Annotated in this window: 22 protein-coding genes; 9 read left to right on the top strand and 13 right to left on the bottom strand. The window is 61.5% G+C overall.

Features of this window, described 5'->3' with window-relative positions:
• Positions 1-50 precede the first annotated feature (50 nt).
• The 7 genes from EDE05_RS08665 to EDE05_RS08635 all read right to left on the bottom strand — a co-directional run bounded on the left by EDE05_RS08665 (position 51) and on the right by EDE05_RS08635 (position 7787).
• Complete coding sequence (locus tag EDE05_RS08665) at positions 51-1130, bottom strand: enoyl-CoA hydratase/isomerase family protein (protein ID WP_105371488.1); 1080 nt, start codon at positions 1128-1130, stop codon at positions 51-53.
• A gap of 221 nt (positions 1131-1351) precedes the next feature.
• The gene (locus EDE05_RS08660; RefSeq protein ID WP_132409415.1) at positions 1352-2947 is read right to left on the bottom strand and encodes a GMC family oxidoreductase; all 1596 of its coding nucleotides are present in this window, start codon (positions 2945-2947) and stop codon (positions 1352-1354) included.
• Between the two features lie 13 nt (positions 2948-2960).
• Entirely contained in the window at positions 2961-3959 is a 999-nt protein-coding gene (locus EDE05_RS08655) for a branched-chain amino acid ABC transporter permease (protein ID WP_105371487.1), read from the bottom strand.
• 1 nt (position 3960) lies between these two features.
• Positions 3961-4848: a branched-chain amino acid ABC transporter permease gene (locus tag EDE05_RS08650; RefSeq protein ID WP_105371486.1), complete on the bottom strand. Its 888-nt coding sequence runs from the start codon at positions 4846-4848 to the stop codon at positions 3961-3963.
• Positions 4849-5104: 256 nt separating this feature from the next.
• Positions 5105-5806, bottom strand: coding sequence for an ABC transporter ATP-binding protein (locus EDE05_RS08645; RefSeq protein WP_105371485.1), 702 nt, complete (start codon positions 5804-5806; stop codon positions 5105-5107).
• On the bottom strand, positions 5803-6585 hold the full coding sequence (locus EDE05_RS08640) for an ABC transporter ATP-binding protein (RefSeq protein WP_105371484.1): 783 nt from the start codon (positions 6583-6585) through the stop codon (positions 5803-5805). Before EDE05_RS08640 ends, EDE05_RS08645 begins: the two co-directional genes overlap by 4 nt.
• Positions 6585-7787, bottom strand: a complete 1203-nt coding sequence (locus EDE05_RS08635; protein ID WP_105371483.1) for an ABC transporter substrate-binding protein — start codon at positions 7785-7787, stop codon at positions 6585-6587. Before EDE05_RS08635 ends, EDE05_RS08640 begins: the two co-directional genes overlap by 1 nt.
• Before the next feature lie 176 nt (positions 7788-7963).
• On the opposite strand from EDE05_RS08635, the gene EDE05_RS08630 reads away from it, so the two are divergent.
• Positions 7964-8953: a LysR family transcriptional regulator gene (locus EDE05_RS08630; RefSeq protein ID WP_105371482.1), complete on the top strand. Its 990-nt coding sequence runs from the start codon at positions 7964-7966 to the stop codon at positions 8951-8953.
• On the opposite strand, the gene EDE05_RS08625 is transcribed toward EDE05_RS08630, so the two are convergent.
• Genes EDE05_RS08625 through EDE05_RS08615 form a run of 3 tightly spaced genes read right to left on the bottom strand, consistent with a single transcriptional unit; the run spans position 8899 to position 13894 of the window.
• Positions 8899-12060, bottom strand: coding sequence for an efflux RND transporter permease subunit (locus EDE05_RS08625; protein ID WP_132409417.1), 3162 nt, complete (start codon positions 12058-12060; stop codon positions 8899-8901). The genes EDE05_RS08630 and EDE05_RS08625 overlap by 55 nt on opposite strands.
• Before the next feature lie 24 nt (positions 12061-12084).
• Positions 12085-13242 (bottom strand): efflux RND transporter periplasmic adaptor subunit, encoded by a 1158-nt coding sequence (locus tag EDE05_RS08620; protein WP_105371480.1) that lies wholly within the window; start codon positions 13240-13242, stop codon positions 12085-12087.
• A 49-nt stretch (positions 13243-13291) separates the two neighbouring features.
• Positions 13292-13894 carry a TetR family transcriptional regulator gene (locus tag EDE05_RS08615; protein WP_245422813.1) on the bottom strand — a complete coding sequence of 201 codons (603 nt, stop codon included), beginning with the start codon at positions 13892-13894 and terminating at the stop codon, positions 13292-13294.
• A gap of 195 nt (positions 13895-14089) precedes the next feature.
• Between EDE05_RS08615 and EDE05_RS08610 the strand changes: the two genes are divergently transcribed.
• Together EDE05_RS08610 and EDE05_RS08605 are read left to right on the top strand one after the other, a co-directional pair.
• The gene (locus EDE05_RS08610; protein ID WP_105371478.1) at positions 14090-16033 is read left to right on the top strand and encodes a PAS domain-containing sensor histidine kinase; all 1944 of its coding nucleotides are present in this window, start codon (positions 14090-14092) and stop codon (positions 16031-16033) included.
• 59 nt (positions 16034-16092) lie between these two features.
• Positions 16093-16374 (top strand): BON domain-containing protein, encoded by a 282-nt coding sequence (locus tag EDE05_RS08605; RefSeq protein ID WP_105371477.1) that lies wholly within the window; start codon positions 16093-16095, stop codon positions 16372-16374.
• A 62-nt stretch (positions 16375-16436) separates the two neighbouring features.
• On the opposite strand, the gene EDE05_RS08600 is transcribed toward EDE05_RS08605, so the two are convergent.
• Positions 16437-18779 (bottom strand): glucose/quinate/shikimate family membrane-bound PQQ-dependent dehydrogenase, encoded by a 2343-nt coding sequence (locus EDE05_RS08600; RefSeq protein ID WP_105371586.1) that lies wholly within the window; start codon positions 18777-18779, stop codon positions 16437-16439.
• A 172-nt stretch (positions 18780-18951) separates the two neighbouring features.
• On the opposite strand from EDE05_RS08600, the gene EDE05_RS08595 reads away from it, so the two are divergent.
• Positions 18952-19587: a UdgX family uracil-DNA binding protein gene (locus tag EDE05_RS08595; RefSeq protein WP_105371476.1), complete on the top strand. Its 636-nt coding sequence runs from the start codon at positions 18952-18954 to the stop codon at positions 19585-19587.
• A 2-nt stretch (positions 19588-19589) separates the two neighbouring features.
• Entirely contained in the window at positions 19590-20333 is a 744-nt protein-coding gene (locus EDE05_RS08590) for a glutathione S-transferase (protein ID WP_105371475.1), read from the top strand.
• Positions 20334-20432: 99 nt separating this feature from the next.
• Here EDE05_RS08590 and EDE05_RS08585 read toward each other — a convergent pair whose 3' ends face one another.
• On the bottom strand, positions 20433-20939 hold the full coding sequence (locus tag EDE05_RS08585) for a sigma-70 family RNA polymerase sigma factor (protein ID WP_245422808.1): 507 nt from the start codon (positions 20937-20939) through the stop codon (positions 20433-20435).
• 152 nt (positions 20940-21091) lie between these two features.
• On the opposite strand from EDE05_RS08585, the gene EDE05_RS08580 reads away from it, so the two are divergent.
• The gene (locus EDE05_RS08580; RefSeq protein ID WP_205839321.1) at positions 21092-21955 is read left to right on the top strand and encodes a Ku protein; all 864 of its coding nucleotides are present in this window, start codon (positions 21092-21094) and stop codon (positions 21953-21955) included.
• Between the two features lie 2 nt (positions 21956-21957).
• The gene (gene ligD / locus EDE05_RS08575; RefSeq protein WP_105371472.1) at positions 21958-24483 is read left to right on the top strand and encodes a DNA ligase D; all 2526 of its coding nucleotides are present in this window, start codon (positions 21958-21960) and stop codon (positions 24481-24483) included.
• A 3-nt stretch (positions 24484-24486) separates the two neighbouring features.
• Here the strand turns inward: ligD and EDE05_RS08570 are convergent, their stop codons facing one another.
• The gene (locus EDE05_RS08570) at positions 24487-25293 is read right to left on the bottom strand and encodes a Ku protein (RefSeq protein ID WP_105371471.1); all 807 of its coding nucleotides are present in this window, start codon (positions 25291-25293) and stop codon (positions 24487-24489) included.
• Positions 25294-25402: 109 nt separating this feature from the next.
• Here EDE05_RS08570 and EDE05_RS08565 point away from each other — a divergent pair, with 109 nt between their 5' ends.
• Complete coding sequence (locus EDE05_RS08565) at positions 25403-25606, top strand: hypothetical protein (protein WP_105371470.1); 204 nt, start codon at positions 25403-25405, stop codon at positions 25604-25606.
• Between the two features lie 191 nt (positions 25607-25797).
• Positions 25798-25974, top strand: a complete 177-nt coding sequence (locus EDE05_RS26765) for a hypothetical protein (RefSeq protein ID WP_157949003.1) — start codon at positions 25798-25800, stop codon at positions 25972-25974.
• The last annotated feature ends 7 nt before the right edge of the window (positions 25975-25981 follow it).

Here is a 25981-nt window from a genome sequence, read left to right as displayed (position 1 = left end):
GTTTGGTCGTTATCCCGAAACCCGCTTCCATTTTCGGGGCGCGGCCCGATCTATAGCCGATGGTCCGCAAACAGAACCGGATGCCGCACGGCGAGATATTTTTCGAGCTCCGCCTCGCCCACCTCTTCGAGCGTTAGAGGCCGCCATTTCGGGTTCCGGTCCTTGTCGATCACAGCCGCCCGAACCCCCTCGTAGAAGTCATGGTTGTGCAACAGTTCCGAAGCGACCGTGAACTCGCGCTCCAGGCATTCGACGAGGCTCGAGCTTCCACGCCCCAGGCGCAGCAGCCGCAAGGCCAGTTTCAGGCTCGTCGGCGAGCGTTTGGCGATCACTTCGCGGGTCTTCACCGCGAAAGCATCATCCTCCTTATTCAGAGCTTCGACAATCTCCTCAACGGTATCGAAACCAAAGCAGCGGCTGATCAAATCGCGATTGGCCTGAAGCTGGCTCTCGCCCGGCACGACCGCAAACCGATCCATCACCGCGCGGACCTGCTCGTCCGAAGCGCCACCCTTCAGTTCGCCGAGTGCTTCGACCAGCGCATCGAGCCGTTCGGACGGTACGCAAACATCGGCAAGATCGGCATAGATTGCGTCAGCCGCACCGATCATCTCGCCCGTCAGCCCCATCCACGTACCTGTTTCGCCCGGAGCGCGCGGCAGGAGCCAGGTGGCGCCGACATCCGGCACATAGCCGATGCCGGTTTCCGGCATGGCGAGTTTCGTCCGCTCGGTGACGATGCGATGCTTGCCGTGCGAGGCGACACCGACGCCACCGCCCATGACGATGCCGTCCATCAACGCGACATAGGGTTTGCCGTAATGGGAAATAGCGTAATTGAGCGGAAATTCCTCGCGCCAGAAACGCGTCATCTCAGCGTCCCTGGTCCTGCCCATCTCGTGGATGACGCGGATATCTCCACCGGCGCACAGGCCCCGCTCGCCCTCCCCCTTCAAAATTACGCAGGAAATGTCCGGATCGCCCGCAAACTGCTCCATTGCCGCCTTCATGGTCCGTACCATGGAAAGATTGAGGCTGTTCAACGCCTTCGGCCGGTTGAGCCGGATAATGGCGGCCGAGCCGATACGATTGAGCAGGATTTCATCGGTGTGGTTTGCGGTATCGGGCATGCTGCTTCCTTCTCCTTTGGGTGTTCGGCGCGGGAGATTTTCCCTTCTCCCCAGCGGGGAGAAGTGCCGAGCGAATGCGAGGCGATGAGGAAGCGCACGGCAGAACGCCCATTTCGAGACCGAGGACTTTGCCCCCTCATCCGGCCCTTTGGGCCACCTTCTCCCCGCGGGGGAGAAGGTAACATCGCACCGTCCAAACTCTCTACATTCGACATCCCACCCTACCTGTTATCCGCCAAAATCATCTCGGCCGCCTTTTCGGCGATCATGATCGTCGGCGAATTGGTGTTGCCGGAGGTTATATTGGGCATGATCGAGGCATCGGCGATACGCAATTTCCCAAGCGCCCGCATTTTCAGCCGTGGATCGACGACACTCTCCGGATCGGCGCCCATGCGGGCGGTGCCGACCGGATGGAAGATGGTCGTGCCGATATCGCCCGCGGCTCTTTCGAGATCGGCTTCCGTCTCGTAGCTCGGGCCAGGCTTGTATTCTTCCGGATGATAGCGCGCGAATGCGGGCTTGCGGACGATTTCCCGGGTTAGCCGGATCGACTTCACGGCAACGTGCCGGTCGGCCGGCGCGGAAAGATAATTCGGATGAATTGCCGGAGAAGCGGCAAAATCCGGGCTTTTCAGATGCACCGAACCGCGGCTTTCCGGGCGAAGGTTGCAGACGCTGGCAGTCATGGCCGGAAATGCATGCACCGGGTCGCCGAACTTGTCGAGCGAGACCGGCTGCACGTGATATTCGAGATCCGCCGTTTCCTTGTCCGGTCCGGACTTGGTGAAAATGCCAAGCTGGCTCGGCGCCATCGACATCGGCCCGGAGCGCTTGAATGCATATTCGAGGCCGATCGCGGCCTTGCCGACCAGGCTCGATGCCTTTTCGTTCAGCGTCGGAACGCCGGTCACCTTGTAGACCATGCGCAGCTGCAGGTGGTCCTGCAGGTTCTCGCCGACGCCCTTGACCTCCTTGACCACATCGACCCCCGCATTCTGCAGGATATCGCCGCGGCCGACGCCGGAAAGCTCGAGGATATGCGGCGTACCGATCGCGCCGGCGCTGAGCACGGTTTCTTTTGCCGCATAGGCCTTCTTGGTGACGCCGTCGTGCTGGAATTCGACGCCCTTGACCTCGCCGTTTTCGATGATCAGCCGCCGCACATGCGCCTTCGTCAGCACGGTGAGGTTCGAACGTTTCATCGCCGGACGCAGGAAGGCCTTGGACGCATTCCAGCGGATGCCGGAGCGCTGGTTGACATCGAAATAACTGGAGCCCTCGTTGTCGCCCCGGTTGAAATCCTCGACGATCGGGATGCCGGCCTCTTCCGCCGCCTTCTGGAAGGCATCGAGCACCGCCCAATGGAGACGCTGCTTTTCGATCCGCCACTCGCCGCCGGCACCGTGCATCTCATCGGCGCCTCGATAGAAATCCTGGCTCTTCTTGAAGATCGGCAGCACGTCGTCCCAGCCCCAGCCGGTGCAGCCCATCTGCCGCCACAGATCGTAGTCCCGCGCCTGGCCGCGCATGTAGATCATGCCGTTGATCGAGGAGCAGCCGCCGAGGATCTTTCCGCGCGGATAGGAGAGCGAGCGGCCGTTCAGCCCCTCTTCCTTCTCAGTCGTGAAGCACCAGTCGGTGCGCGGGTTGTTGATGCAGTAGAGATAGCCGACCGGAATATGCACCCAGTGGTAATTGTCGTTGCCGCCCGCTTCCAGGATCAGGACGCGATTTGCCGGGTCCTTCGACAACCGGTTGGCGAGGACGCATCCGGCGCTGCCGGCGCCGATGACAATGTAATCGTAATTTTCCATTGCTTGTGACCGTTCAGCGCCGATGCTCGAAGCCGAGCTTGCGGCCGAGGCGGGAGGCATAGAATTCGCCGATAAGGCCCCGCCGGAACAGGAGGACGCAGACCATGAAGACGACACCGGTGATGATCGTTACCGGGAAATCCGAGGTCGCCAGATAGTTCTGCAGGGTGACCACCAGACCGGCGCCGAAGATCGGCCCGATCAGCGTGCCGATGCCGCCGAGCAGCGTCATCAGGATGACTTCTCCGGACATCTGCCAGGCGACGTCGGTGAGCGTCGCGAACTGGAAGACCAGCGCCTTGACGCCGCCGGCAAGGCCCGCCAGCGCCGCGGACATCACGAAGGCGCCGAGCTTGTAGCGTGCGACGGAATAACCAAGCGAGGTGGCCCGCGCCTCGTTCTCGCGGATCGACTTCAGGATCATCCCGAAGGGCGAGTTGATGAAGCGCCAGATCACCACCATGCCGATCAGGAACACCGCCAGCACGAAGTAATACATATTGGTCGACTGGCTGAGGTCGATGAAGCCGAAGAGATGCCCGCGCGGCACCGACTGGATGCCGTCCTCGCCTTTGGTAAATTCCGCCTGCAGGCAGAAGAAGAAGAACATCTGAGACAGCGCAAGCGTGATCATCGCGAAATAGATGCCCTGCCGGCGGATTGCCACGTAACCCATGACGAGGCCGAGCAATGCTGCGCCGACGACGCCGGTCAGGACGCCGAGCTCGGGCGGGAAACCCCATTCCTTCACCACATGGGCGGTGAAATAGGCAGCCCCCCCGAAGAACGTCGCGTGGCCGAAGGAGAGCAGCCCGGTATAACCGAGCAGCAGGTTGAAGGCACAGGCAAACAGGGCGAAGCAGAGCAGCTTCATCAGGAAGATCGGGTAGAAGAACAGCGGCGCGAGAAGGAGCAGGATCAATCCCGTGGTGAGGAAGATCGCGTAGGTCATCGACGCGGTGGCCGACCGTTCGGCGCGCGGTTTGGCTGCGGTATGGGTCATGTCGCTCATCTTACGCATCCCGTCCGAAGAGGCCGGCGGGCCTCAGCAGAAGCACGATCGCCATGATCACGAAGATCACGATATTCGAGGCTTCCGGGTAAAATACCTTGGTGAGGCCCTCGGCGATGCCGAGCATGTAGCCTGTGACGATCGCGCCCATGATCGAACCCATGCCGCCGACCACGACCACCGCGAAAACGACGATGATGATGTTCGAACCCATCAGCGGCGAGACCTGGTAGATGGGGGCCGCGAGCACGCCGGCGAAGGCCGCGAGCCCCGCCCCGATCCCGTAGGTCAGCGTCAGGAGCACCGGCACGTTGACGCCGAAGGCCTGTACGAGAACCGGGTTTTCCGTCGCCGCGCGCAGGTAGGAACCGAGCTTGGTCTTCTCGATCAGCAGCCATGTGCCGATACAGGCGACAAGCGATACCACGACGACCCAGCCCCGATAGATCGGCAGGAACATGAAGCCGAGATTCGTGCCGCCGGCAAGCTGCGCCGGTACCGCGTAGGGCTGGCCGGATGAACCGTAGAGATAACGGAAGGTGCCCTCTATCGTCAGCGCCAGGCCGAAGGTGAACAGCAGGCCGTAGAGCGGATCGAGATTGTAGAGCCTCGACAGCATGGTGCGTTCGATGAATGCGCCGAACAGGCCGACGACGATCGGCGCGAGGATCAGCGCGAACCAGTAGTTGATGCCGAAATACTGCAGCATCAGCATCGCCGCAAAAGCGCCGAGCATATATTGCGCGCCGTGGGCGAAATTGATGACCCGCAACAGCCCGAAGATGACGGCGAGGCCGAGGCTCAGCATCGCGTAGAAGGAGCCGTTGATCAGCCCGATCAGGAGCTGCCCGAGAAATGCCTGGAGCGGGATTCCGAAGATCATCGTCATGGGGCGAGGCTCCTCCTGACCAATGTCGTCGCGATTTGAGGAAGACGGCGCGGCGTGCCAATCTCCCCCCTTGTGGGGGAGATGCCCGGCAGGGCAGAGGGGGGTGGCGCCACACCCTCTTCAGTCGAACTTGCCGTACTACCCCCCTCTGTCACCTCCGGTGACATCTCCCCCACAAGGGGGGAGATCGGGAGCCTGCCGCACCGCCCATATTCCATATCCAAATGCCGAGGTTTCCTGAGAGCGATCACCATCCCTACACCCCCAGCACTTTATGCAGCATGTCCATCTTGCCCGGCAGTTCGCCGACCGGGAAATCCGCGACCATCTTGCCATGCTCCATCAAGTAGAAGCGATCGGCGATGCGGCTTGCGAAGCGGAAATTCTGCTCCACCAGGAGCACCGTCATGCCGCGCTCCTTGAGTTTCTTCAAAACCTCGCCGATCCTCTGCACGATGACCGGGGCAAGTCCTTCGGTCGGCTCGTCCAGGATCAGCAACTTCACGCCCGTGCGCAGGATGCGGGCGATCGCCAGCATCTGTTGCTCGCCGCCGGAGAGTTTCGTGCCGGGGCTGGCGCGGCGTTCTTTCAGGTTCGGGAAAAGTTCGTAGATCTCGTCGAGCGACATGCCGCCCTCCGCCACCACCGGCGGCAGCATCAGGTTTTCCTCGACGGTCAGCGTCGAGAAGATCCCGCGCTCTTCCGGCACGAAGCCAATACCGGCATGTGCGGTCTTGTGCAGGGGCACGCCGAGCATGTCCTTGCCAGCGAAGCGGATTTCGCCCTTCCGCTCGCGGATGATGCCGACGATGGTGCGCAGCGTTGTGGTCTTGCCGACGCCGTTGCGGCCGAGAATGGTGATCGTCTCGCCCTCGCCCACGGTCATGTCAACGCCGTGCAGCACATGGCTTTCGCCATACCAGGCATTGAGGTTGGAAACTTGCAGCAGAGGGGTCATGCGTCCTCCGAACCCATATAGGCGAGCCGCACGCGTTCGTCCTGGCTGACCGTGGCATAGTCGCCTTCGGCGAGGATTTCGCCGCGCTGGAGCACGGTGACGTGGTGGCAGATGTCGGCGACGACGGAAAGGTTGTGCTCCACCATCAACACGGCCCGGGTCTTGGCGACTTCGCGGATGATGTTGGAAACGGTGCCGATATCCTCCTGCCCCATGCCGGCCATCGGCTCGTCGAGCAGCAGGACCTTCGGATCGAGCGCCAGCGTCGTGGCGATCTCCAGCACACGCTTGCGGCCGTAGGAAAGATCGGCGGCCAGCGAGTTACGCTCCCGCTTGAGGCCGACTGCCTCGATCAGCTCGTCGGCGCGGGCGTTCAGGCGATCGAGCGAGGACATCGGCAGCCAGAACTGCGTTGCGAGACTGTTCGGCCGCTGCAGCGCGACGCGGACATTGTCGAGCACGGTCAGATGCGGGAAGACCGCGGAGATCTGGAACGAGCGCACCAGCCCCATGCGCGCCACCTTGTCCGGCGCGGTCCTGGTGATATCCGTGCCGAGCAGGGTGATCGAGCCGGATGTCGGCTGCAGGAACTTGGTGAGCAGGTTGAAGACGGTCGTTTTCCCCGCCCCGTTCGGGCCGATCAGGGCGTGGACGCGCGCATGTTCGACGTCGAGATCGACATTCTTCACCGCCGCGAAGGCGCCGAAGTGTTTCGTGAGGCCGCGGGCGGAAAGCACCACCCGCGGCTCCTCATGCGTTGCTGTCGCGGAAACCGCCATTACTTCACCAGCTCGCAGCCGCTCTTTGCAGGATCCATGTAGGCTTCCTTGCCGGGAATGGTAGCGAGAACATTGAAGTAATCCCACGGCTCCTTGCTGTCGGCCGGCTTCTTGACCTGCAGCAGGTACATGTCATGGATCATGCGGCCGTTCTTGGCGACCGTGCCGTTGCGCGCGAAGAAATCGTCGACCGGCATTTCATGCAGCGCCTTGGAGACGGCGTCCGCGTCGTCCGTTCCGGCCTTCTGGATCGCCTTCAGATATTGCGTCACCGCCGAATAGGTTCCGCTATGGACCATGTTCGGCATCTTCTTGGTGCGGGCGAAGAACTTCTTGGCGAATTCGCGGCTCTTGTCGTCGAGGTTCCAGTAATAACCTTCCGTCAGCGTCAAGCCTTGAGCAGCTTCAAGGCCCAGACCATGCACTTCGGCAAGCGTGAAGAGCAGGGCCGCGAGGTTCTGGCCGCCGGCAGTAATGCCGAATTCGGCCGCCTGCTTGATGGCGTTTGCCGTGTCGAGACCGGCATTGGCAAGCCCGATGACCTTGGCGCCGGAAGATTGCGCCTGCAGGAGGAACGAGGAGAAGTCGGTGCTCGCCAGCGGATGGCGGACCGCGCCGACAACCTTGCCGCCGCTCGACTTAACGAAATCGCTGGTCTGCTGCTCCAGCGAGTAACCGAAGGCGTAGTCGGCGGTCAGGAAGAACCAGGTGTCGCCGCCTTGCTTCACGAGCGCTCCGCCGGTGCCGACGGCGAGAGCGTGGGTGTCATAGGCCCAATGGAAGCCATAGGGGCTGCAGGCCTTGCCCGTAAGATCGGTGGTCGCCGCGCCGGTGACCATATTGATCCTTTTCTTTTCCTTACCAATCGCCTGCACGGCGAGCGCAACCGACGAAGTGGTCAGCTCCATGATCGCATCGACCTGCTGGGTATCGTACCACTGGCGGGCAATGTTGGAGGCAATGTCAGGCTTGTTCTGGTGGTCGGCGTCGACGATCTCGACCGGCACGCCGAGCACCTTGCCGCCGAAATCCTCCACCGCCATCTTCGCGGCTTCGACCGACGACTTGCCGCCGAAATCCGCATAGACGCCCGATTGGTCGTTCAGGACGCCGATCTTGACCTTGCCGTCCGATGGGCTCTGCGCAAAGGCCGCGCCGCTTGCCAGAAGAACCGCCAGGGACGTCAGAATTGTCTTTCGCATGATTTCTCCTCCCAGAGATGCCAGAGTGCGAGTCTGTTCAAAATTGGTGAGCCACTCTCCTCAAAGCGACCATTCCCAACCTCATGCTTTAGTAAAACCGCCATTGACGCAAGCTGGAACATCAAATTAATTGCAAACAGCATCTGTGCATTTTTGAACAGATGCTTGGGGGGATCATGACCGGAAATCCGAACTTCACCTGGGACGACCTGCAATATTTCCTGGCGGTGGCCCGCACCGGCCAGCTCTCGACGGCTGCCCGGCAGTTGCGCACCAGCCACGCCACCGTTTCGCGCCGCATCGACCGGCTGGAGTTTTCGCTCAAGGTAAAACTCTTCGAACGCAATCCGCGCGGCTATGTTCTGACCGCGCTCGGCCAGCGCTTCATAGAGGCGGCGGAACGGATCGAGGCGGAGGCGGATCGACTTGCCGCAGACATAACCTCCGGGACGACCGCCCAGCGGGGCGTGGTGCGCCTGAGCGCGCCGGAAGGATTTGCGAACTTCTTCTTTGCCGACAAGATCCGCGATTTCTGCGACAGCCATCCGAACATTTCGCTCGAACTGGTGACGATCCAGCAGATCATGTCGCTGTCGCGCAAGGAAGCCGACATCGCCGTGTCGCTCGATCCTCCCAAGGAAGGCCCCTATCTCACCGAAAAGCTGACCGACTATAACCTGAACGTCTACGGGTCGAAATCCTACCTCGCCAAGGCCGCTCCAATCCGCAGCCGGGAGGATCTGCTCGAGCATCCCTTCATCGGTTATATCGAGGATATGATCTTCGTTCCCGGCCTGGATTACCTCGGCGACGTGCATCCGGGCATCAAGGCGCGGTTCCAGAGTTCAAGCATCTTCGCCCAGATGACGGCCACTTTGAACGGGCTCGGGCTCTGCGTGCTGCCGCATTTCATCACCCGCACGCAGCCGGATCTGCAGATCGTCCTGCCGGACGAGGTGGAACTGCGGCGCAACTATTGGCTCGTCTGCCATCGGGACCTGAGCCACATACCGCGGGTGCGCATGGTGACGGACTACATCTTCGACGCCGTCAAGCACAATCAAAACGCCTTCCTCCGGGGATTCCAAGCCCCGGAGGAAGGCGGGCGACATTATTCGGCAGCCATGGGCAGGGGTGTTTCACGGCTTTCGAACAGGTCGCCTTGATTTGCCGGCTGGAGGTCATCATCGCTCTTCTTCTTACGTTCGCGACCAAAGAAGAGCGCATAGCCGGCGGGGAGGACGAGGATGGTGAGCACGGTGGCCACGAGAATGCCGCCCATCATTGCATAGGCGAGCGGTCCCCAGAACAGGCCGCGCGAGATCGGGATCAGCGCAAGCACCGCAGTCAATGCCGTCAGCGTGATCGGTCGGAAACGGCGGACGGCGGCGCCGACGATCGCTTCCATCCGGTCCATGCCGGCGGCGATATCCTGATCGATCTGGTCGACGAGAATGATCGAGTTGCGGATGATGATGCCGAGCAGCGCGATCACTCCGAGGATGGCGACGAAGCCGAAGGGCGCGCCTGTGATCAACAACGCCATGGCGGCGCCGATGATGCCGAGCGGGCCGGTCGCCAGCACCAGCATGGCCTTGCCGAAATGCTGGAGCTGGACCATCAGCAGGAGCAGGATGACAAGCAGCATGATCGGCGCCTTGGCGGCGATCGACGCCTGGCTTTCGGCAGAATCTTCAGCCCCGCCCTGGATCTCGATCTTGTAGCCCGCCGGCAGGCTGGCCCGCAGATCGGCCATGCTGTTGTAGAGGTTGAGCGAAACCTGGGTGGGCTCGATGCCATCCGGCAGCGTCGCCTTGACGGTGATCGTCGGCAGGCGGTCGCGGCGCCACTCGATGCCTTGTTCGAGCACGGGCACGACCTTGGCCACCTGCGAGACCGGCACGAAGCCGCCGAAATCGGTCGGCACATAGACCGACTGCACGGCCGAAAGCAGATTGCGGGTCGCTTCCGGTTCACGCACGACGATGGACACCGTTTCCTCGCCGTCTCGGAAGTCGCTGATCGGCGCGCCTGAGGCGGAGGCCTGCAGCATCTGGCGAACGCGCTGCGAGGTAACGCCGAGGGCGCGGGCGCGATCCTGGTCGACGACCAGTTTCATCGCGGGCACCGGCTCCAGCCAGTCGTCGTGGATGGCGCCGAACAGCGGCTGCTGCCGGTAGCGTTCCTTGACGAGATCGGCGATACGGCGGACCTCGGCCTTGTCGGGACCGACCACGCGCATCTGCACGGGCCAGCCGGTCGGCGGACCGAGGAAGAGACGGTCGACCTTGCCGCGCACGGTCGGGAAATCCTTCGCGAGGATGTCCCTCAGCTTGACGATCAGCCGCTCACGCTCTTCGACACCCTTCGACATGATCAGGAGCTGCGCATAGTTCGGGTTGCGGAGCTGCTGGTCGAGCGGCAGGAAGAAGCGCGGGGCTCCTTCGCCGATGAAAGTAGCAACGAAGGTCTTGTCCTCATCGGGCAGGATCTTGTTTTCCAGCGCCTTGGCCTGGCGCTCCACCTCTTCGATCGCCGTGCCTTCCGGCAGCCACATGTCGACCAGGATTTCCGGCCGCGACGACTGCGGGAAGAAGCTCTGCGGGATGAACTGGAAAGACCAGAGGCTGCCGGCGAAGACACCGATCGTCAGAAGGAGAACGATGATCCGGTGCCGGACGGCCCAGCCGACCGTCGAGCGGAGCCGCCGGTAGAAACGCGTGTCATAGACATCATGATGGGTGCCGGCATGCGCCCGCTGTTTCAGGATCATGTAGCCGAGCCAGGGCGTGAAATAGACCGCCACGAACCAGGATACGACGAGCGCGATACCGACCACGAAGAACAGCGAACGGACATATTCGCCGGCGGTCGACTCGGCAAAACCGACCGGAATGAAGCCGGCGGTGGTGATCAGCGTGCCGGTGAGCATCGGGAAGGCGGTGGAGGAATAGGCGAAGCTTGCGGCGTCGATGCGGTGCAGCCCCTCCTCCAGCTTGCGCTCCATCATCTCGACCACGATCATCGCGTCGTCGACGAGGAGCCCGAGCGCGATGATCAGCGCGCCGAGCGAGATGCGCTGCAGCTCGATGCCCAGGTAGTACATGATCGCAAGCGTGGCCGCGAGCACGAGCGGGATGGCGATCGCGATCACGATTCCCGAGCGCCAGCCGATCGAGATCAGCGAGACGACGAGCACGATCGCCAACGCCTCGAGGAGCGCCTGGGTGAACTCGCCGACCGCCTCCGTCACGACTTCCGGCTGGTTGGAGATCTGCTCGACCGAAACGCCGACCGGCAGGGTCTGTTCGAAGCGGTGATAGGCGGCTTCAAGCTCGTGGCCGACATCGGTGACCTTGAAGCCCTTGGCCATCACGACGCCAAGCTGGACGCTGTCCTTTCCGTTGAAGCGGAACTTGCGCTGGAAGGGATCTTCGAGACCTTCCTTGACGGTGGCGATATCGCCGATCCGGATCACCTGATCGCCGGCGCGCAACCGCAATTCGCGAATGTCTTCCGGCGTCGTAACACCGCCTTCGACAGAAATCCGCACGGAATGGTCGGCGGTCTCCACACTGCCGGAAGGATCGACATCATTCTGGCCGGAAAGCGCGTCGCGGATGTTGAGAACGGTCAGACCGCGCTCGGCAAGAGCTTTGGACGAGACGTCGATGAAGATCTTCTGCGGCTGATCGCCGAGGATGACGGCCTTTTCCACGCCGGGCGTCGCAAGCAGTATGTCACGCGCCTGGATCGCGAACTGCTTGAGCTCGGGAAAGCTGTAGCCTTCGCCGGTGATCGCGTGCAGCGTGATGAATGTATCGCCGAACTCGTCGTTGAAATAGGGGCCGAGCAGGCCGGACGGCAGTTCCTGCCGGATATCGCCGATCTTCTTGCGCACCTGATAAAAGGCGTCGGCGACTTCCTCGCCATCAGTATCGCCGTTGATCTGGACGGTGGTGATCGCGAAGCCGGCGCGGGTATAGGAGCGCACGAAATCGAGATGCGGCGTCTCCTGCAGCTTGCGCTCGATCTTGTTGACCACCTGGTTCTGCATCTCGTCGATCGAGGCGCCGGGCCAGACGCTTTGAACTACCATGACGCGGAAGGTGAAATCCGGGTCTTCCTTCTGGCCCATGTTCATGATGCCGAGCGCGCCCATGACGATGATGAGGCCAAACAGGAAGCGCGCGATGCTTGGATGGGCGATTGCCCAGCGCGACAGGTTGAATGAGGCTTTTTCCGAGGGATCGGCCTGATGCGAGGAGTTCATGGTCGTGGTCCTTGAAACCGGAAATCAGGGCGCAATCGAAGCGGTGCTGATGCTGCTGACGGAGCCGAAGCGGGACGCAACGGTTTCGGGCAGCTTCACCTTCATATCTTCCTGCATGAACTGGGTACCGGCCGAAACGACGAGATCGCCTTTTTCGAGCCCCTGCAGGACACGTACGCCGTCATCGGAGAAATCGGCGACGGTAACGGCGCGGGAACTGACGGTCCCCTTCTCGCGATCGACGATCCAGACCACCGGATGACCCTCTTTCTTGCCGAGCGCCGCAAGCGGAATGGACCAGGTCTGCACCGCGTTGTCTTCGGCGGCTTCGATCGTGGCAGTCATTCCGAGAAGCACGCGCGGGTCTTCCGGCAGGCTTACGCGGACCGCGAAGGTGCGCGACTGCGCATCGGCGCTGCCGGCCACCTCGCGGACCTTGCCGTCGAGCACGAGATCGGCGGCGGACCAGAAGCGGACCTTGACCGTCTTGCCGGGCTTGAACTGACCAACCTCTACTTCCGGAACGGCAACCTGCACTTCCTTGCCGCCATCGACGGCAACGGCCATGACCGGCGTGCCGATGCTGACGACCTGGCCTATATCGGCGCTGACCGTCGTGACGATGCCGTTCTGGTCGGACTTGAGCTCGGTATAAGCCACCTGGTTGCGCGCCTGATCGAGGGCGGATTGAGCGGATTGGCGGGCGGAAACGGCCTGGTCCCGGGCAAGCGCCGCCTGCTCCAGTTCCGATTGCGAGGTGATATTCTTCGAGTGAAGCGAGTCGGCGCGGCGATAGGCAAGTTCGGAGATTTCCACCTGCTTCTGTGCGGAGGCCAGATCTGCTTCGGCGCGACGAACCGCCAATTCGTAGTCCACGTTATCCAGCCGCGCCAGGACTTCGCCATGGCTGACGCGGTCGCCGACATCTACAAGCCGCTCGGTGACCTTTCCGGCAACGCGGAAGCCGAGATTCATTTCCGTGCGCGCCTTGACGGAGCCGGAATATTCAAGCCGCCGCCCCTGATCGGGAGCGGCAATTTCAGCCACCTTCACGGGGCGCACCACTTCCGGCGCTTCGGCTTTCTTCTCTTCCGAGCAGGCGGTGAGGACGGCGAGCGCTGCAGCAAGCGCCAGAGCCTTGGAGAAAAAAGACACGTGATTTCTGGGCGTCACGACAAACATGGTCCGCACTCCTAATAGCGGGTAACGAAAAAGGCGCGTCCGGCGCCGATCACTTCAATGCATGCAAAACGAATTCCACGATATCGGCAGGGGTACTGTGCCGGTTCTCGACCAGACACTCGGCAACGATCTGCGGATGGCAGAGCACAACCATGCTGGAGCAGCAGCATTCCGCCGCCACGTCCGGATTCTGCTCGCGGAATTCGCCAGTCTCGATACCTTCGCGGATGAGGCCGGCGACGATGACGCGCATCTTCTCGATGTGGTCCTGCACGGCCCCCCACTGCTCCTCGATGGCGATCACCACCATCTCGTGCACCTTGTTCTCATGGAGAAACGTTTCGACCGTGATGCGGTGCTGCTGCAGGAAATGGTCGCGGATCCGTTCTGTCGCGCTTACCGGGCGCCTTGCGTTTTCAAGCGCGACGGCCTGGCTTGCTTCCAGCATGCGCCGGGCGAGCGCCTGGTGGATGTCCGCCTTCGAGGAGAAGAAACGGTAGATGTTGGCCGGCGACATGCCGAGATCGCGGGCGATATCGGCGACATTGGTCTTTGTGTAGCCGTAGTGCTTGAAGAGACGCTCTGCCGCATCGAGGATGCGGGTGACGTTCTCCTGCTTCGTTGTCTCCAGGGTCTGCTCCATGGAATCCATCTTGCTGGCGGCCTTCTGTTTACGACTGACGAATTTCATATTTCGTCAGTCGTAAACTCATCACATGTGTTTGTCAACGCCGACTCCGCCGAAAGGGGCGAATCGTGTTAAGGTCGCACCGTGGCGGGAACCATTCCGGGCGTTGCACGTTACGCTACGTCGCGCCGCGCGATCCGCCGGCGCTGGGGACGATTAATGAGTATGACGCAAAGTTACGACGTCTCGTTGCTTGATGAGGAGCGCTATAGACTTCTCGTGGACGCAATTACCGATTATGCGATCTTTATGCTGGATGCGGACGGCCGGATCGTGAGCTGGAACCCGGGAGCGCAACGCTTTAAAGGCTACGAAGCCTGGGAAGTGCTTGGAAAGCATTTTTCACACTTTTACACCCCCGAAGACCGCCTAGCCCGTCTGCCGGAAAAGGCCTTGCGGACGGCGGCGAGCGAAGGCCGCTTCGAAAGCGAGGGCTGGCGGGTGCGAAAGGACGGCAACCGCTTCTGGGCTCATGTCATCATCGATCCGATATGGAGCAGATCGGGCGAACTTCTGGGTTTCGCCAAGGTAACCCGCGATCTAACGGAGCGGAAACAGGCCGAACTCGAGCTCAGGCGGAGCGAGCGGCAATTCCAGATTCTCGTTCAGGGCATCTCCGACTACGCGCTCTACATGCTCGATCCCGACGGCTACGTCAGCAGCTGGAACGTCGGCGCTGAACGCATCAAGGGCTACCAGGCCGAGGAAATCGTCGGAAAACACTTCTCTCAATTTTATACGGAGGAAGACCGCGAACGCGGCGAGCCGCAGCGCAGCCTCGATATGGTCAGGAAAGAAGGGCGGACCGAGAGGGAGGGCCTGCGGCAGCGCAAGGACGGTACCCGGTTCTGGGCTCATGTGATCATCGATGCGATCCACGACGACAACGGCGAGCTTATCGGTTTTGCCAAGATCACCCGCGACATCACCGAAAAGATCGAGGCGCAGAAGGAACTTGCAAAGGCCCGGGAAGAGCTCTTTCAAGCCCAGAAGATGGAGGCGATCGGCCAGCTCACCGGCGGCGTCGCCCATGATTTCAACAATCTCCTGATGGCAGTCCTCGGCAGCCTTGAAATTCTGAAGAAGCGATTGCCTCAGGACCCTTCGATCACGCCGTTGCTCGACAACGCCATCCAGGGCGCCGAGCGGGGTGCCGCGCTGACGCAGCGCATGCTGGCCTTCTCCCGCCGCCAGCAACTCAACATGCAGACGGTCGATGCCCCCGCGCTGATCGGCAACATGATGGACTTCGTTCAGCGGTCGCTTGGCGCCGAGGTGCGCATCGAAACGCGATTTTCAGGCAATGTGGCTCCGGTCGTCACGGATCCTGTGCAGCTCGAAACGGCCCTCCTCAATCTTGTCGTCAATGCCCGCGATGCCATGCCCGGCGGCGGCCTGATTACGATTGCTGCCGAAGACTATGTCGCGGACGAACATCACAAGCAGCTGAAGCCCGGCCACTATGTCCGGCTGTCCGTGGCCGATACCGGGGAAGGCATGGACAGCGAGACGATCTCACGGGCCGCCATACCGTTCTTCACCACCAAGGGTGTCGGCAAAGGTACCGGTCTCGGGCTCTCCATGGTGCAGGGCCTGACCGAACAATCCGGCGGCAAGCTGTTGATCGAGAGCAAAAAGGGGCACGGGACGACCGTTTCGCTGCTCCTCCCCGTCGCCGATGTCAACGACTGCCCTCCACCTTCTGAGACGGCGATGTCCGCGCTTGTCGACCCTCCCAAAGGCAATCTGACCATCCTGGCTGTCGATGACGACGCTCTCGTGCTGATGAACACGACGCTGATGCTGGAGGACCTCGGTCACACCGTGATCGAAGCCTACAGCGGCGTCGACGCGCTCCGGGAGCTGAAAAGCGGCGCTCACAAAGTCGACCTTGTCATCACGGATCATTCGATGCCGCGCATGACCGGTTCGGAACTTGCAGCCGCCATCCGCGAGGAATGGCCGGGGCTTCCGGTCGTCCTGGCAACCGGTTACGCCGAACTGCCTTCGGGCGGCGACAACCGTCTGCCAAGGCTGCCGAAGCCATTCTCGCAGAACCAGCTTCAGGAAACCATCGCCTCGGTATTGGCGGGCGCAGCCTGAACCAATTCGCTACGACAAACGTTGTTTGGCCGGACCTTGACAGGAACGGAGAGCGATCAATGGTTTTCAAACATCAGCATTTTCACGAGACACCGCCGGAAGTCGAAGCGGAATTTCCGCCGAGCGCCACCCTGGAAGGCGCCGTTTCCGATGCGCTCGCATCCGCCGGCGGCATAGACGCCTCCGACGTGACTGTGACGGCCCATGGTGCAACCGTCACGCTGGCAGGCACTGTCCTGCAGGAACGCGAGATCGCCCGAGCCGGGGAAGTCGCACGCGGCGTCGCTGGCGTCACAGACGTCCGAAACGAGATCAGCGCCAAGGGCCTTGCGGGCTTTTGAAGCGATCACGGCGAAGGCCCGAAGGCAAGACCTTCGGGCCTTCGAGCACTCCAGGCCATTCGTCAGCGCGGCAGCGCGTAGGCGATGACGTAGTCGCCCGGTTTGGTGCCGACCGAGCCGTGGCCGCCGGCCACCATCACCACGAATTGACGGCCGTCGTCGACCGCATAGGTCATCGGCGTGGCCTGCCCACCGGCGGGCAGCCGCGCCTTCCAGAGTTCCTCGCCGGTGGTGAGGTTATAGGCCCGCAAATAGTTGTCGACGGCCGCCCCGAGGAATGCCAGGCCGCCCTTGGTGATCATCGGACCGCCGATGCCGGGCACCCCGACCTTGAAAGGCAGAGGCAGCGGCGTCATATCGTAGACGGTGCCGTTGCGGCGCTTGTAGGCGATCTCGCCTGTCCGCAGATCGGCAGCGGCGACATAACCCCAGGGCGGCGCCTGGCAGGGGATCTGCAAGGGGCCGAGGAAAGGTCCCATATACACGCCGTAGGGTGCCCCCTCATTGCGGTTAAGGCCTTGTTCGCTGCCCTTCTGATCCTGCTCCTTCGGCGGGATCTCGGAGCGCGGCACCAGGCGCGAAGTGAAGGCGAGATAGGTGGGCATGCCGAACATCACCTGCCGTTCCGGGTCGATCGCGACGCTGCCCCAGTTGAAGGTGCCGAAATTGCCGGGATAGACGATTGTGCCCCTGAGGGACGGCGGCGTGTAACGGCCCTGGTAGTTGTACTGGTGATAGCGGATACGGCACACCATCTGGTCAAACATGGTGACGCCCCACATGTCCTTTTCCTCAAGCGGCTCCGGCTTGAAGGTCAAGGCGGATGTCGGCTGCGTCGGAGCGGTGAAATCCTCAGGGATCGCCCCTCCCGGCGCCGGTTCTTCCGTCACCGGAATGATCGGCTCGCCGGTGCGCCGATCGAGCACGTAGATATCGCCCTGCTTGGTCGGTCCGACCAGCGCCGGTACGACGCTGTTGTCCGGCTTGGTGATGTTGAGAAGCACCGGCTGGGCGGGAACGTCCATGTCCCAGAGGTCGTGATGCACCGTCTGGCGCACCCAGCGGTCCGCACCGGTATTGAGGTCGAGCGCCACGATGGAGGATGAATATTTTTCGACGCTTTCGCTGCGGCCCATGCCCAGCTGGTCGGGAACCTGGTTGCCGAGCGGGATATAGACGAGCCCCAGTTCTTCATCGACGCTGAAGACGGACCAGCTGTTCGGCGAATTCGTCGTGTAGGTCTGGCCGGGCTGAAGCGGCTGCGTCTGCCCCGGATTGCCCGAATCCCAGTTCCAGATCAGTTGTCCCGTATTGACGTCGAAGGCCCGGATGACGCCCGACTGCGACTGAGTGGAATAGTTGTCGTTGACCGCCCCGCCGATGATGATCTTGTTGCCGGCGATCGCGGGTGGCGACGTGGAATAATAATAGCCGGCCGGATTGTATTTCATGCCGGCCTCGAGACGCAGCGTGCCGTTGTCGGCGAAGGATGGGCAGACCTGGCCGTTTGCCGCATCGAGCGCAATCAGGCGTGCATCCGAAGTCGGCAGATAGACGCGTTCCGCGCAGGGCGTTCCGGCCGCCGCTGCCGGATCCTTGTAATAGGACACGCCCCGGCAGGTCTGGTGCTGCCTGTCCGGATTGAGGCCGGCATTGGGATCATATTTCCATTTCTGCTGGCCGGTGGTGGCGTCCAGGGCGATCGCCCAGTTGTGCGGCGTGCACAGATAGAGGGAGTTGCCGACTTTGAGCGGCGTCACCTGATAGGTCGTCTCGCCCACATCCTCCGGAAGCTTGACGTCGCCGGTCTGGTAGCGCCAGACCTCCGTGAGGTTGGCAACATTGTCCAGGTTGATCTGGTCGAGAGGCGAATAACGCTGGCCGAAAGGCGTGCGTCCATACTGATGCCATTCGCCGGGGGGTACGTTTCCGCCCATGGCGGGCGCCGCCGCCACCGACTGTGTCGGCAATTCGCCGGTTTTGCTGAGCGGATCCATAAACATCGAGAGGACGGCGACCGCAATGGCAATCGCCAGCGAGATCGCAAGCGGCGTGGCACTTGCGCCATAACGTGCGCCGGTAGGGCTGAGAAAGCCAAGCGGCTGCCGGATCGGGGGCGTGAGCAGCCAAAGGCCCAAAAGAATGATGACACCTCCGCGCGGTCCAAGCTGCCACCAGTCGAAGCCGACCTCCCAGATCGCCCAGACGAGCGACGCCAGCACGAGGACCGCATAGACCCTGAGCGCCACGGACTTCCTGAGGAAAAGAAGAATTGCAGTCAGCACGAAACCCAGACCGCAGATAAGATAATAGGCGCTTCCGCCGAGCAGCACCAACTGGCCGCCGCCGACGGCCAGCGCGATCCCGATCAACGTAAAGAGGATCGCGGTGATCTTGATGGCCATTTTGAAAAACCCTGTCCGCAAAAAAGATATGAAGCCGCGTGGGAACAATCCGCGCTCTGCGCCTTTAACCCGAGCTTGGCGGAAAGGTTCCAGCACGACCGGACATTCCCCCGCTCGATTTTCCGGAACCTGCGGCAGTCGAGCTGGTTCTGCCACATCAAGGAGTTCCGGCATGCTGACCTCCCGCAAAGGCCCCGCTTTCGAAACGACGGGCGCAGACGGAGACCACATTTCCGACGTCAGGAACGACGCGGAAAATTGCACCCGTTGCGATCTTTATAAAAACGCCACCCATCTCGTCTTCGGTGAAGGGCCCGGACGGGCAAGGATCCTGTTCGTGGGCGAACAGCCGGGGGACAGGGAAGACCTAGCGGGCAAACCCTTCGTGGGGCCGGCCGGCAGGCTGCTGGACCGCTGCCTCGACGAAGCGGGCGTCGACCGCGACCTCTGCTACGTCACCAACGCCGTCAAGCATTTCAAGTTCGCCGCCCGCGGCAAGCGCCGCATCCACGCAAAGCCGAATGCCGGCGAAGTGCAGGCCTGTGCCTGGTGGCTGGCGGCCGAACTGCGGCTGGTGAAGCCGAAACTTGCCGTGGCGCTGGGCGCGACGGCGCTCTATTCCTTACTGGGACGGCAGGCCAAGGTCACCCGCGACCGGGGAACCGTGTTGCGTTCGCCAGACGGGCTGCCGGTCCTCGTCACCATCCATCCCTCGGCATTGCTGCGGACCATGGATCAGCCGGATGCGGAAATGAACAGGGCCCGGTTTGTTGAGGACCTGAGGAAGATCGCGGATTTTGTGGAGTAGGCATGGCATACGAACTTTATTACTGGGACGGCATTCCCGGCCGGGGCGAATTCGTGCGCCTCGCTCTCGAGGAAGCCGGCGCCAAATATCTCGACGTGGTGCGAACCAGCCACGGGATGTCCGCCATGATGGAATATCTGCGTGGTAAACACGGTTATCTCTGCACGCCCTTTGCTCCGCCGTTTCTCAAGGATGGCGACATCATCGTCTCCCATGTGGCCAACATCCTGCACTATCTCGGCCCGAAACTGAATCTGGTTCCGAAGGACGAGAAGTACCGGATCTTTGCGCACGGCCTGCAGCTCACGATCGCCGATTTCGTGATGGAAGCGCACGACACGCACCATCCGATCAGCACCGACGACTATTACGAAGACCAGAAGGACGAGGCCAAGGCGCGTACGGAGGCCTTCCTCAAAAACCGCGTGCCGAAGTTCATGGGTTACTTCGACCGGATCATCGAGGGCAATCCGGCAAGCGGCGGCTACGCGATCGGCGGTGCGCTAAGCTACGTGGATCTGTCGCTGTTTCATGTTTCGGAAGGGCTCGCCTATGCCTTCCCCCGCGCCATGAAGAACTTCGACAGCTCTTTTCCGCGTGTTGCCAGACTGCGCGACATGGTCCGCGATCGGCCAAACCTCAACGCCTATCTCAAGTCCGATCGTCGGCTCGCCTTCAACCAGTCCGGAATATTCCGGCATTATCCGGAATTGGACCAGGATCCGGGCCGAACCGGGATCAGATAAAAAGGAAAACCGGCGCGATCGTCGCAACGATGACGGCCACGGCAATCAACGTGAATTTCATGGATGATCCCCCCAAGGCGACTGGCCTCAACCGACAGCTCAGCTCGCATCCTCTCCCAGTTCCTGCAATATCTGATGCCTCGCGCGATTGAGCCGACTTTTCACCGTGCCGACGGCGCAGTCGCAGATTTCGGCAGCGGACTCGTAGCTTTCGCCGAGGATCGCCACGAGGGTCAGAACTTCGCGGTAGTGCGGCGGAAGCTTCTGCAGCGCCCGCTGCACCTCCTTTGCCCGCGCAGCGGTCTCCTGGGTCGCCGCCATGGCGGTGTCGCCGGAAACATTTTCCTCGACCCCCGGCGCCTCGCGGCCGAGCACCTTGACGCGGGTGTAGAACGTGTTGCGCATGATCGTGAACAGCCAGCTCTTCAGCTTGGTGCCCGGCTCGAATTTGTCGAGGTTGGCGAGCGCCTTGGCAAGCGTCTCCTGCACCAGATCGTCCGCATCGCTGGGGTTGCGGCAGAAAGTGCGGGCAAATGCGCGGAGGGCCGGGATGAGCCTGACTATGTCCGCACGTGCAGGATCACTATTCAACTGTGATTCAGACACCGTTGCCTACCTCTCCGAACTCGATGGGCTGGAATTTCGGTGGCAAACGCACGCCTTGCGTGTTTGGTTCCAGTAAGATGAATAGCTTGTTCATCTTGCTCGCGGAACAAACCGGCCCATACCCCTGTTGATAGGACTCTCACGGAGTTCTGATCGTGGCACCGCGTGCAAATTGGAAGGGTTATCTCAAGGTTGGCGAATTGAGTTGTCAGGTGGCGCTTTATACCGCCGCCTCCACGTCCGATCGCGTCAGCTTCCACATCATCAACCGGGCAACCGGCAACCGCGTCCACCGCCAGATGGTCGATGCCGATACCGGCAAGGCGGTGGAGAACGAAGACATCATCAAAGGCTACGAAATATCGAGCGGCGAATATGTCTTCCTTGAGCCGGACGAGGTGAAGGCGGCAGTGCCCGAGGCCGACAAGACGCTGGAGCTGGAAGCCTTCATCCCTTGTGACGGTGTCGACACCGCCTATCTCGACAGGCCCTATTATCTGGCGCCGGCCGACAAACCGTCGGCGGAGATCTTCGCCCTGATCCGCAAAGGACTTGAAGAAAAGAACGTCGCAGCCCTTGCCCGGACCGTATTGTTCCGGAGGCTCCGGACGCTGCTGATCAGGCCGGGCGAGCAGGGCCTGATCGCCAGCACGCTCAACTATGATTACGAGGTCCGGCCGGCCAAGGAGATCTTCTCGGACATCAAAAACTTCAAGATCGACGGCGAAATGCTCGATCTCGCCAGACACATCATCGACACCAAACGCGGCGAATTCGACCCCACCGAATTCGACGACCGCTATGAGACGGCCCTTGCCGAACTGATCCGCGCCAAGATCGAAGGCCGCAAGCTGAAGAAGAAGGCAAAAGCGGAACCGAAAAAAGTGTCGAGCCTGCTCGACGCCTTGCGTCAGAGTGCCGGCACACCCTCAGCAAGGAAGAAGGCCGCGCCCAAGAAGACCGCCGGTAAAACCGCATCTCGCAAGACCGCCGCTCCGCAGAAAAAGGCTAGCTGACCATGGCGTTGGAAACCTATAATCAGAAACGCAATTTCAAGGTCTCGCCGGAGCCTCAGGGGAAATTCTCCCGCACCCGCAAGGGCAAGACCACCGGCAACAGCTTCGTGATCCAGAAACACGACGCTACCCGGCTCCACTACGATTTCCGACTGGAGATGGACGGGGTTCTGAAAAGCTGGGCCGTCACCCGCGGCCCGAGCCTCGTTCCCGGCGAAAAGCGTCTTGCGGTACATGTGGAAGACCATCCGCTGGACTATGGCGGTTTTGAAGGCACCATTCCTGAAGGCAATTATGGCGCCGGGGCCGTCCTCCTTTGGGATCGCGGCTCCTGGGAGGCGATCGGCGATGCGCATAAGGCCTACAAGAAAGGCCATATGGAATTCGAGCTGAAGGGCGAGAAGCTGGAAGGCCGCTGGCATCTGGTGCGCATGGGCCACCGTGAAGGGGAAAAGCGCGAGAACTGGCTGCTGATCAAGGGTGAGGACGAATTTGCCCGCAGCGAGGGCGATGCCGACATTCTGGAGGAGATGCCGCTTTCGGTGAAGACCGGAAAGACGCTCGAGGAAATCTGGGGCCGCACGCCGCCCAAGAAGAAGAAGGCGATCAGGAAAAACAGGCCGACGGCTCCGGAGCCCGAAGCGACGGAGGTTGCGGTCGCCGGGGTTAAGGGCGCGAAAAAGGCCGACCTGCCGGAATTCGTCGAGCCGCAGCTTGCGACATTGGTGAAAGCCGCGCCCTCCGGACAACGGTGGCTGCACGAGATCAAGATCGATGGTTATCGCCTGCAGGCGCGGGTGGAGAACGGCAAGGTCAGGCTGCTCACCCGCACCGGCCTCGACTGGACCCACAAGTTCGGCGAGGAGATCGTTTCGGCATTCACAAAGCTCGATCTGTCGAGCGCCGTGATCGACGGCGAGGTTGCCGTTGAAGCCGGTTCCGGTGCGACAGACTTCTCTCTGCTGCAGCAGGATCTGAGCGAGGGGCGCTCGGATCGCTTCACATTCTACGCCTTCGATCTCCTCCATCTCGACGGCTACGATCTGACCGGGGCAAAGTTGCTCGCGCGCAAGGAGGCGCTGGAGAGGCTTCTAGCCGGCAGCGGCCCTGCCCTGCGGTATAGCGAACATTTCGGCGACGAGGGAGGGCTGGTGCTCAAACATGCCTGCCGGCTCAGCCTCGAAGGCATCATCTCGAAGATAGCCGACGCACCCTATCGCCCCGGGCGCGGGCGCGATTGGGTAAAGTCGAAATGTTCCGCCCGGCAGGAATTCGTCGTAGCGGGCTACGTCCCCTCCTCCGTCAGCAACAAGGCGATCGGCTCGCTGGTGATGGGCTATTACGAGAAGGGAAAACTCCGCCATGCCGGACGTGTCGGCACCGGTTATTCCGGCGCGGTGGCGCAATCCCTCTTCAAGCGGCTGAACGAGATCCGCATCGACAAGAGCCCGTTTGACGAAAAGCTCGCCGCGGTGGAAAAGAAGGATGTCGTTTTCCTGAAACCGGAGCTGGTCGCCGAGGTGGAATTCCGCGGCTGGACGGCCGACGCGCATATCCGGCATGCGGCGTTCCGAGGATTGCGGGAAGACAAGGATCCGAACGAAATCGTCCGGGAGGGCGGCCCTGTGACAGCTACCGAGGAGGAAAAGCCGCCGAAACGGACGGTCAATCTCACCCATCCCGACCGCCTCTACTGGCCGGATGCAGGCGTGACCAAGGCCGGTCTGGCGGATTATTACACGCAGGTCTGGCGCCTGATGGCTCCTTTCGTCGTCAACCGGCCGCTGGCGCTCATCCGTGGCCCTGACGGCATCAACAGCCAGCTCTTCTTCCAGAAGCACGGCTGGAAGGGCATGACGAAAAACGCCGTCCTGGTGAAGGATCCCGCCGATCCGAGCGAGGAAGATATCACCATCCGCGACCTAGACGGCCTTCTAGGCCTGGTCCAGGGCGCGACGCTCGAGGTCCACCCCTGGGGCTCCAATCTCGACGACTGGGAAAAGCCGGACATGGTCAATATCGACCTCGATCCCGGCGACGGCGTCTCGTGGACGGAAATCATCGCGGCGGCACACGAGGTGAAGCAGCGATTTGAGGACATGGGGCTCACCGCCTTCGTCAAGACATCGGGCGGCAAAGGATTGCATGTCGTGGCGCCCGTGAAGCCGAAAGCGGAATGGCCCCAAGTCAAAGCCGCAATGAAGGCGCTCGCCGACGGCATGGCCGGCGACGACCCGGACAAATACGTCTCGACCATCACCAAATCGAAGCGCAAGGGAAAGATCCTGATCGACTACCTGCGCAATGGCCGCGGCGCGACCGCCGTCGCTCCCTACTCCACTCGTGCCCGCCCTGGCGCCCCGGTCTCCATGCCGGTCGCCTGGGAAGAACTCGGCGGCGCGATCGGCCCGAATTATTTCACCGTCAACAACGCGCCCGCCCGAATCTCTCAACAGACAAGCGACCCCTGGGGCGATTTCCGCAGAGCGGAGACGCCGATTGAATTTAAGGAGAAGAAGAAGAAATAGCTTCTATTTTCGCGTCGACTTGCGCTCCGCCTCGAGGCTCTTCTTCAGGGCGGCGGTAATATCGATGACATTGCTCGTCCGCTCTGGGGTTTTCTCTTCGGGCCGTTTCTTCGCCTTGCGGCCTTTCTTGCGCTCGGCGATGATTTCCAGCAGCCGGTCCTGGACCGGATCGTCGACCATGGAAGGCTGCCAGGCCTCCGTCCGTTCCTCTATCACCTTCTTCAGCATCGTCAGATGCCGGGCTTCGGGCTTTTCTCGCAGCGCTTCCGCCGCATACTCGTCGGCATCGCGCACTTCGTCTCCGTAGCGCAGCGTCCAGACGACAATTCCCTTGTCCTTCGGCAGCAGCAGCACCGCGCGCTCGCGGCGATACATTACGAGCCGCGCGATCCCGCCAGTCTTCGTCTTGGCCATTGCCTCCCGGATGACCGCGAAGGCTTCCGCGCTCACCTCGTCGTCCGGGGCGAGATAATGCGGTCTGTCATACCAGATCCATCCGATGGAACCCGCCGGGACAAACCTCTCGATATCGATCGTTCGGGTGCTTTCCAGTCCCACATCCTCGAGCTCATCATCCTCGAAGAGCACGTAGTTTTCCTCGTCTTTGGGATAACCCTTCACCTGGTCGTCGTCTTCGACCGCCTCGCCGGTCTCGGCATCCACATATTGGCTCAGCACCCGGTTCTGGGTCTTGCGGTTGATGTTGTGGAACCGCACCTTCGCCCCTTCCGAGATGGCCGGCGTCATCGTCACGCGGCAGGTGACGAGCGAAAGCTTCAGATAGCCTTTCCAGAAGACGCGCGGTGCCACGGAGAACCTCCTTCTTTTGCGGCGATAACCCATGCCGCACCGGCTTGGTTCCGGAACAAACGGCAGGAGAAGCCGTTTTCTTCCAGACGCAGCACAGGAGGGTATTTCCATGAGCACGAACAACAGCCCGAACGCTCCCCGCAAGGAGTGGGACAAGAAGACGGCCGAACGCTCCGCACGCTCGAAACACGAGAGCCAGGAACTGGAAGAACAGCTGAACGAAGGGTTGGAAGATACCTTCCCGGCAAGCGATCCGGTTTCGACCACGGTGACGTCCATTCCCGCGGGCACACCGAAACCGCCCAAGCATTAGACGATTCTCGGCAGGGTCCTGGAACAAATCAGGCGGCTTCCTGGATAGGAAGTCGCCTGATTTGATTTATGGCCTGTGACTTTTTCGGGATATCCGAAGCCAAGCATATTGCGGTAAGGAGGAATACTGCAAATTTTGGCGGGGCGGGCAACTTCGGCTTGGATTGGCCGGATATCGATGACGAGGTCGGGATGGCGAAGCAGAATAGTCCGGTTGAGGAACAGGAAGTCAGGATGGGACGGCGCGTCAATCGCCGGGTTTCGGTCCTGCTCACCGAAATCGAGAAGGAGGAAATTCCCGACCGCCTGCTCGAACTGGCCCGCGAGCTGCAGAAGGCGCTCAACGGCAAGACCAATGGGGCCGACTGACGACCTT

The sequence above is a fragment of the Neorhizobium sp. R1-B genome (genome assembly GCF_004368875.1).
GTDB classification, from domain to species: Bacteria; Pseudomonadota; Alphaproteobacteria; order Rhizobiales; family Rhizobiaceae; genus Neorhizobium; species Neorhizobium huautlense.
This window is presented reverse-complemented; position numbering and strand designations above follow the sequence as displayed.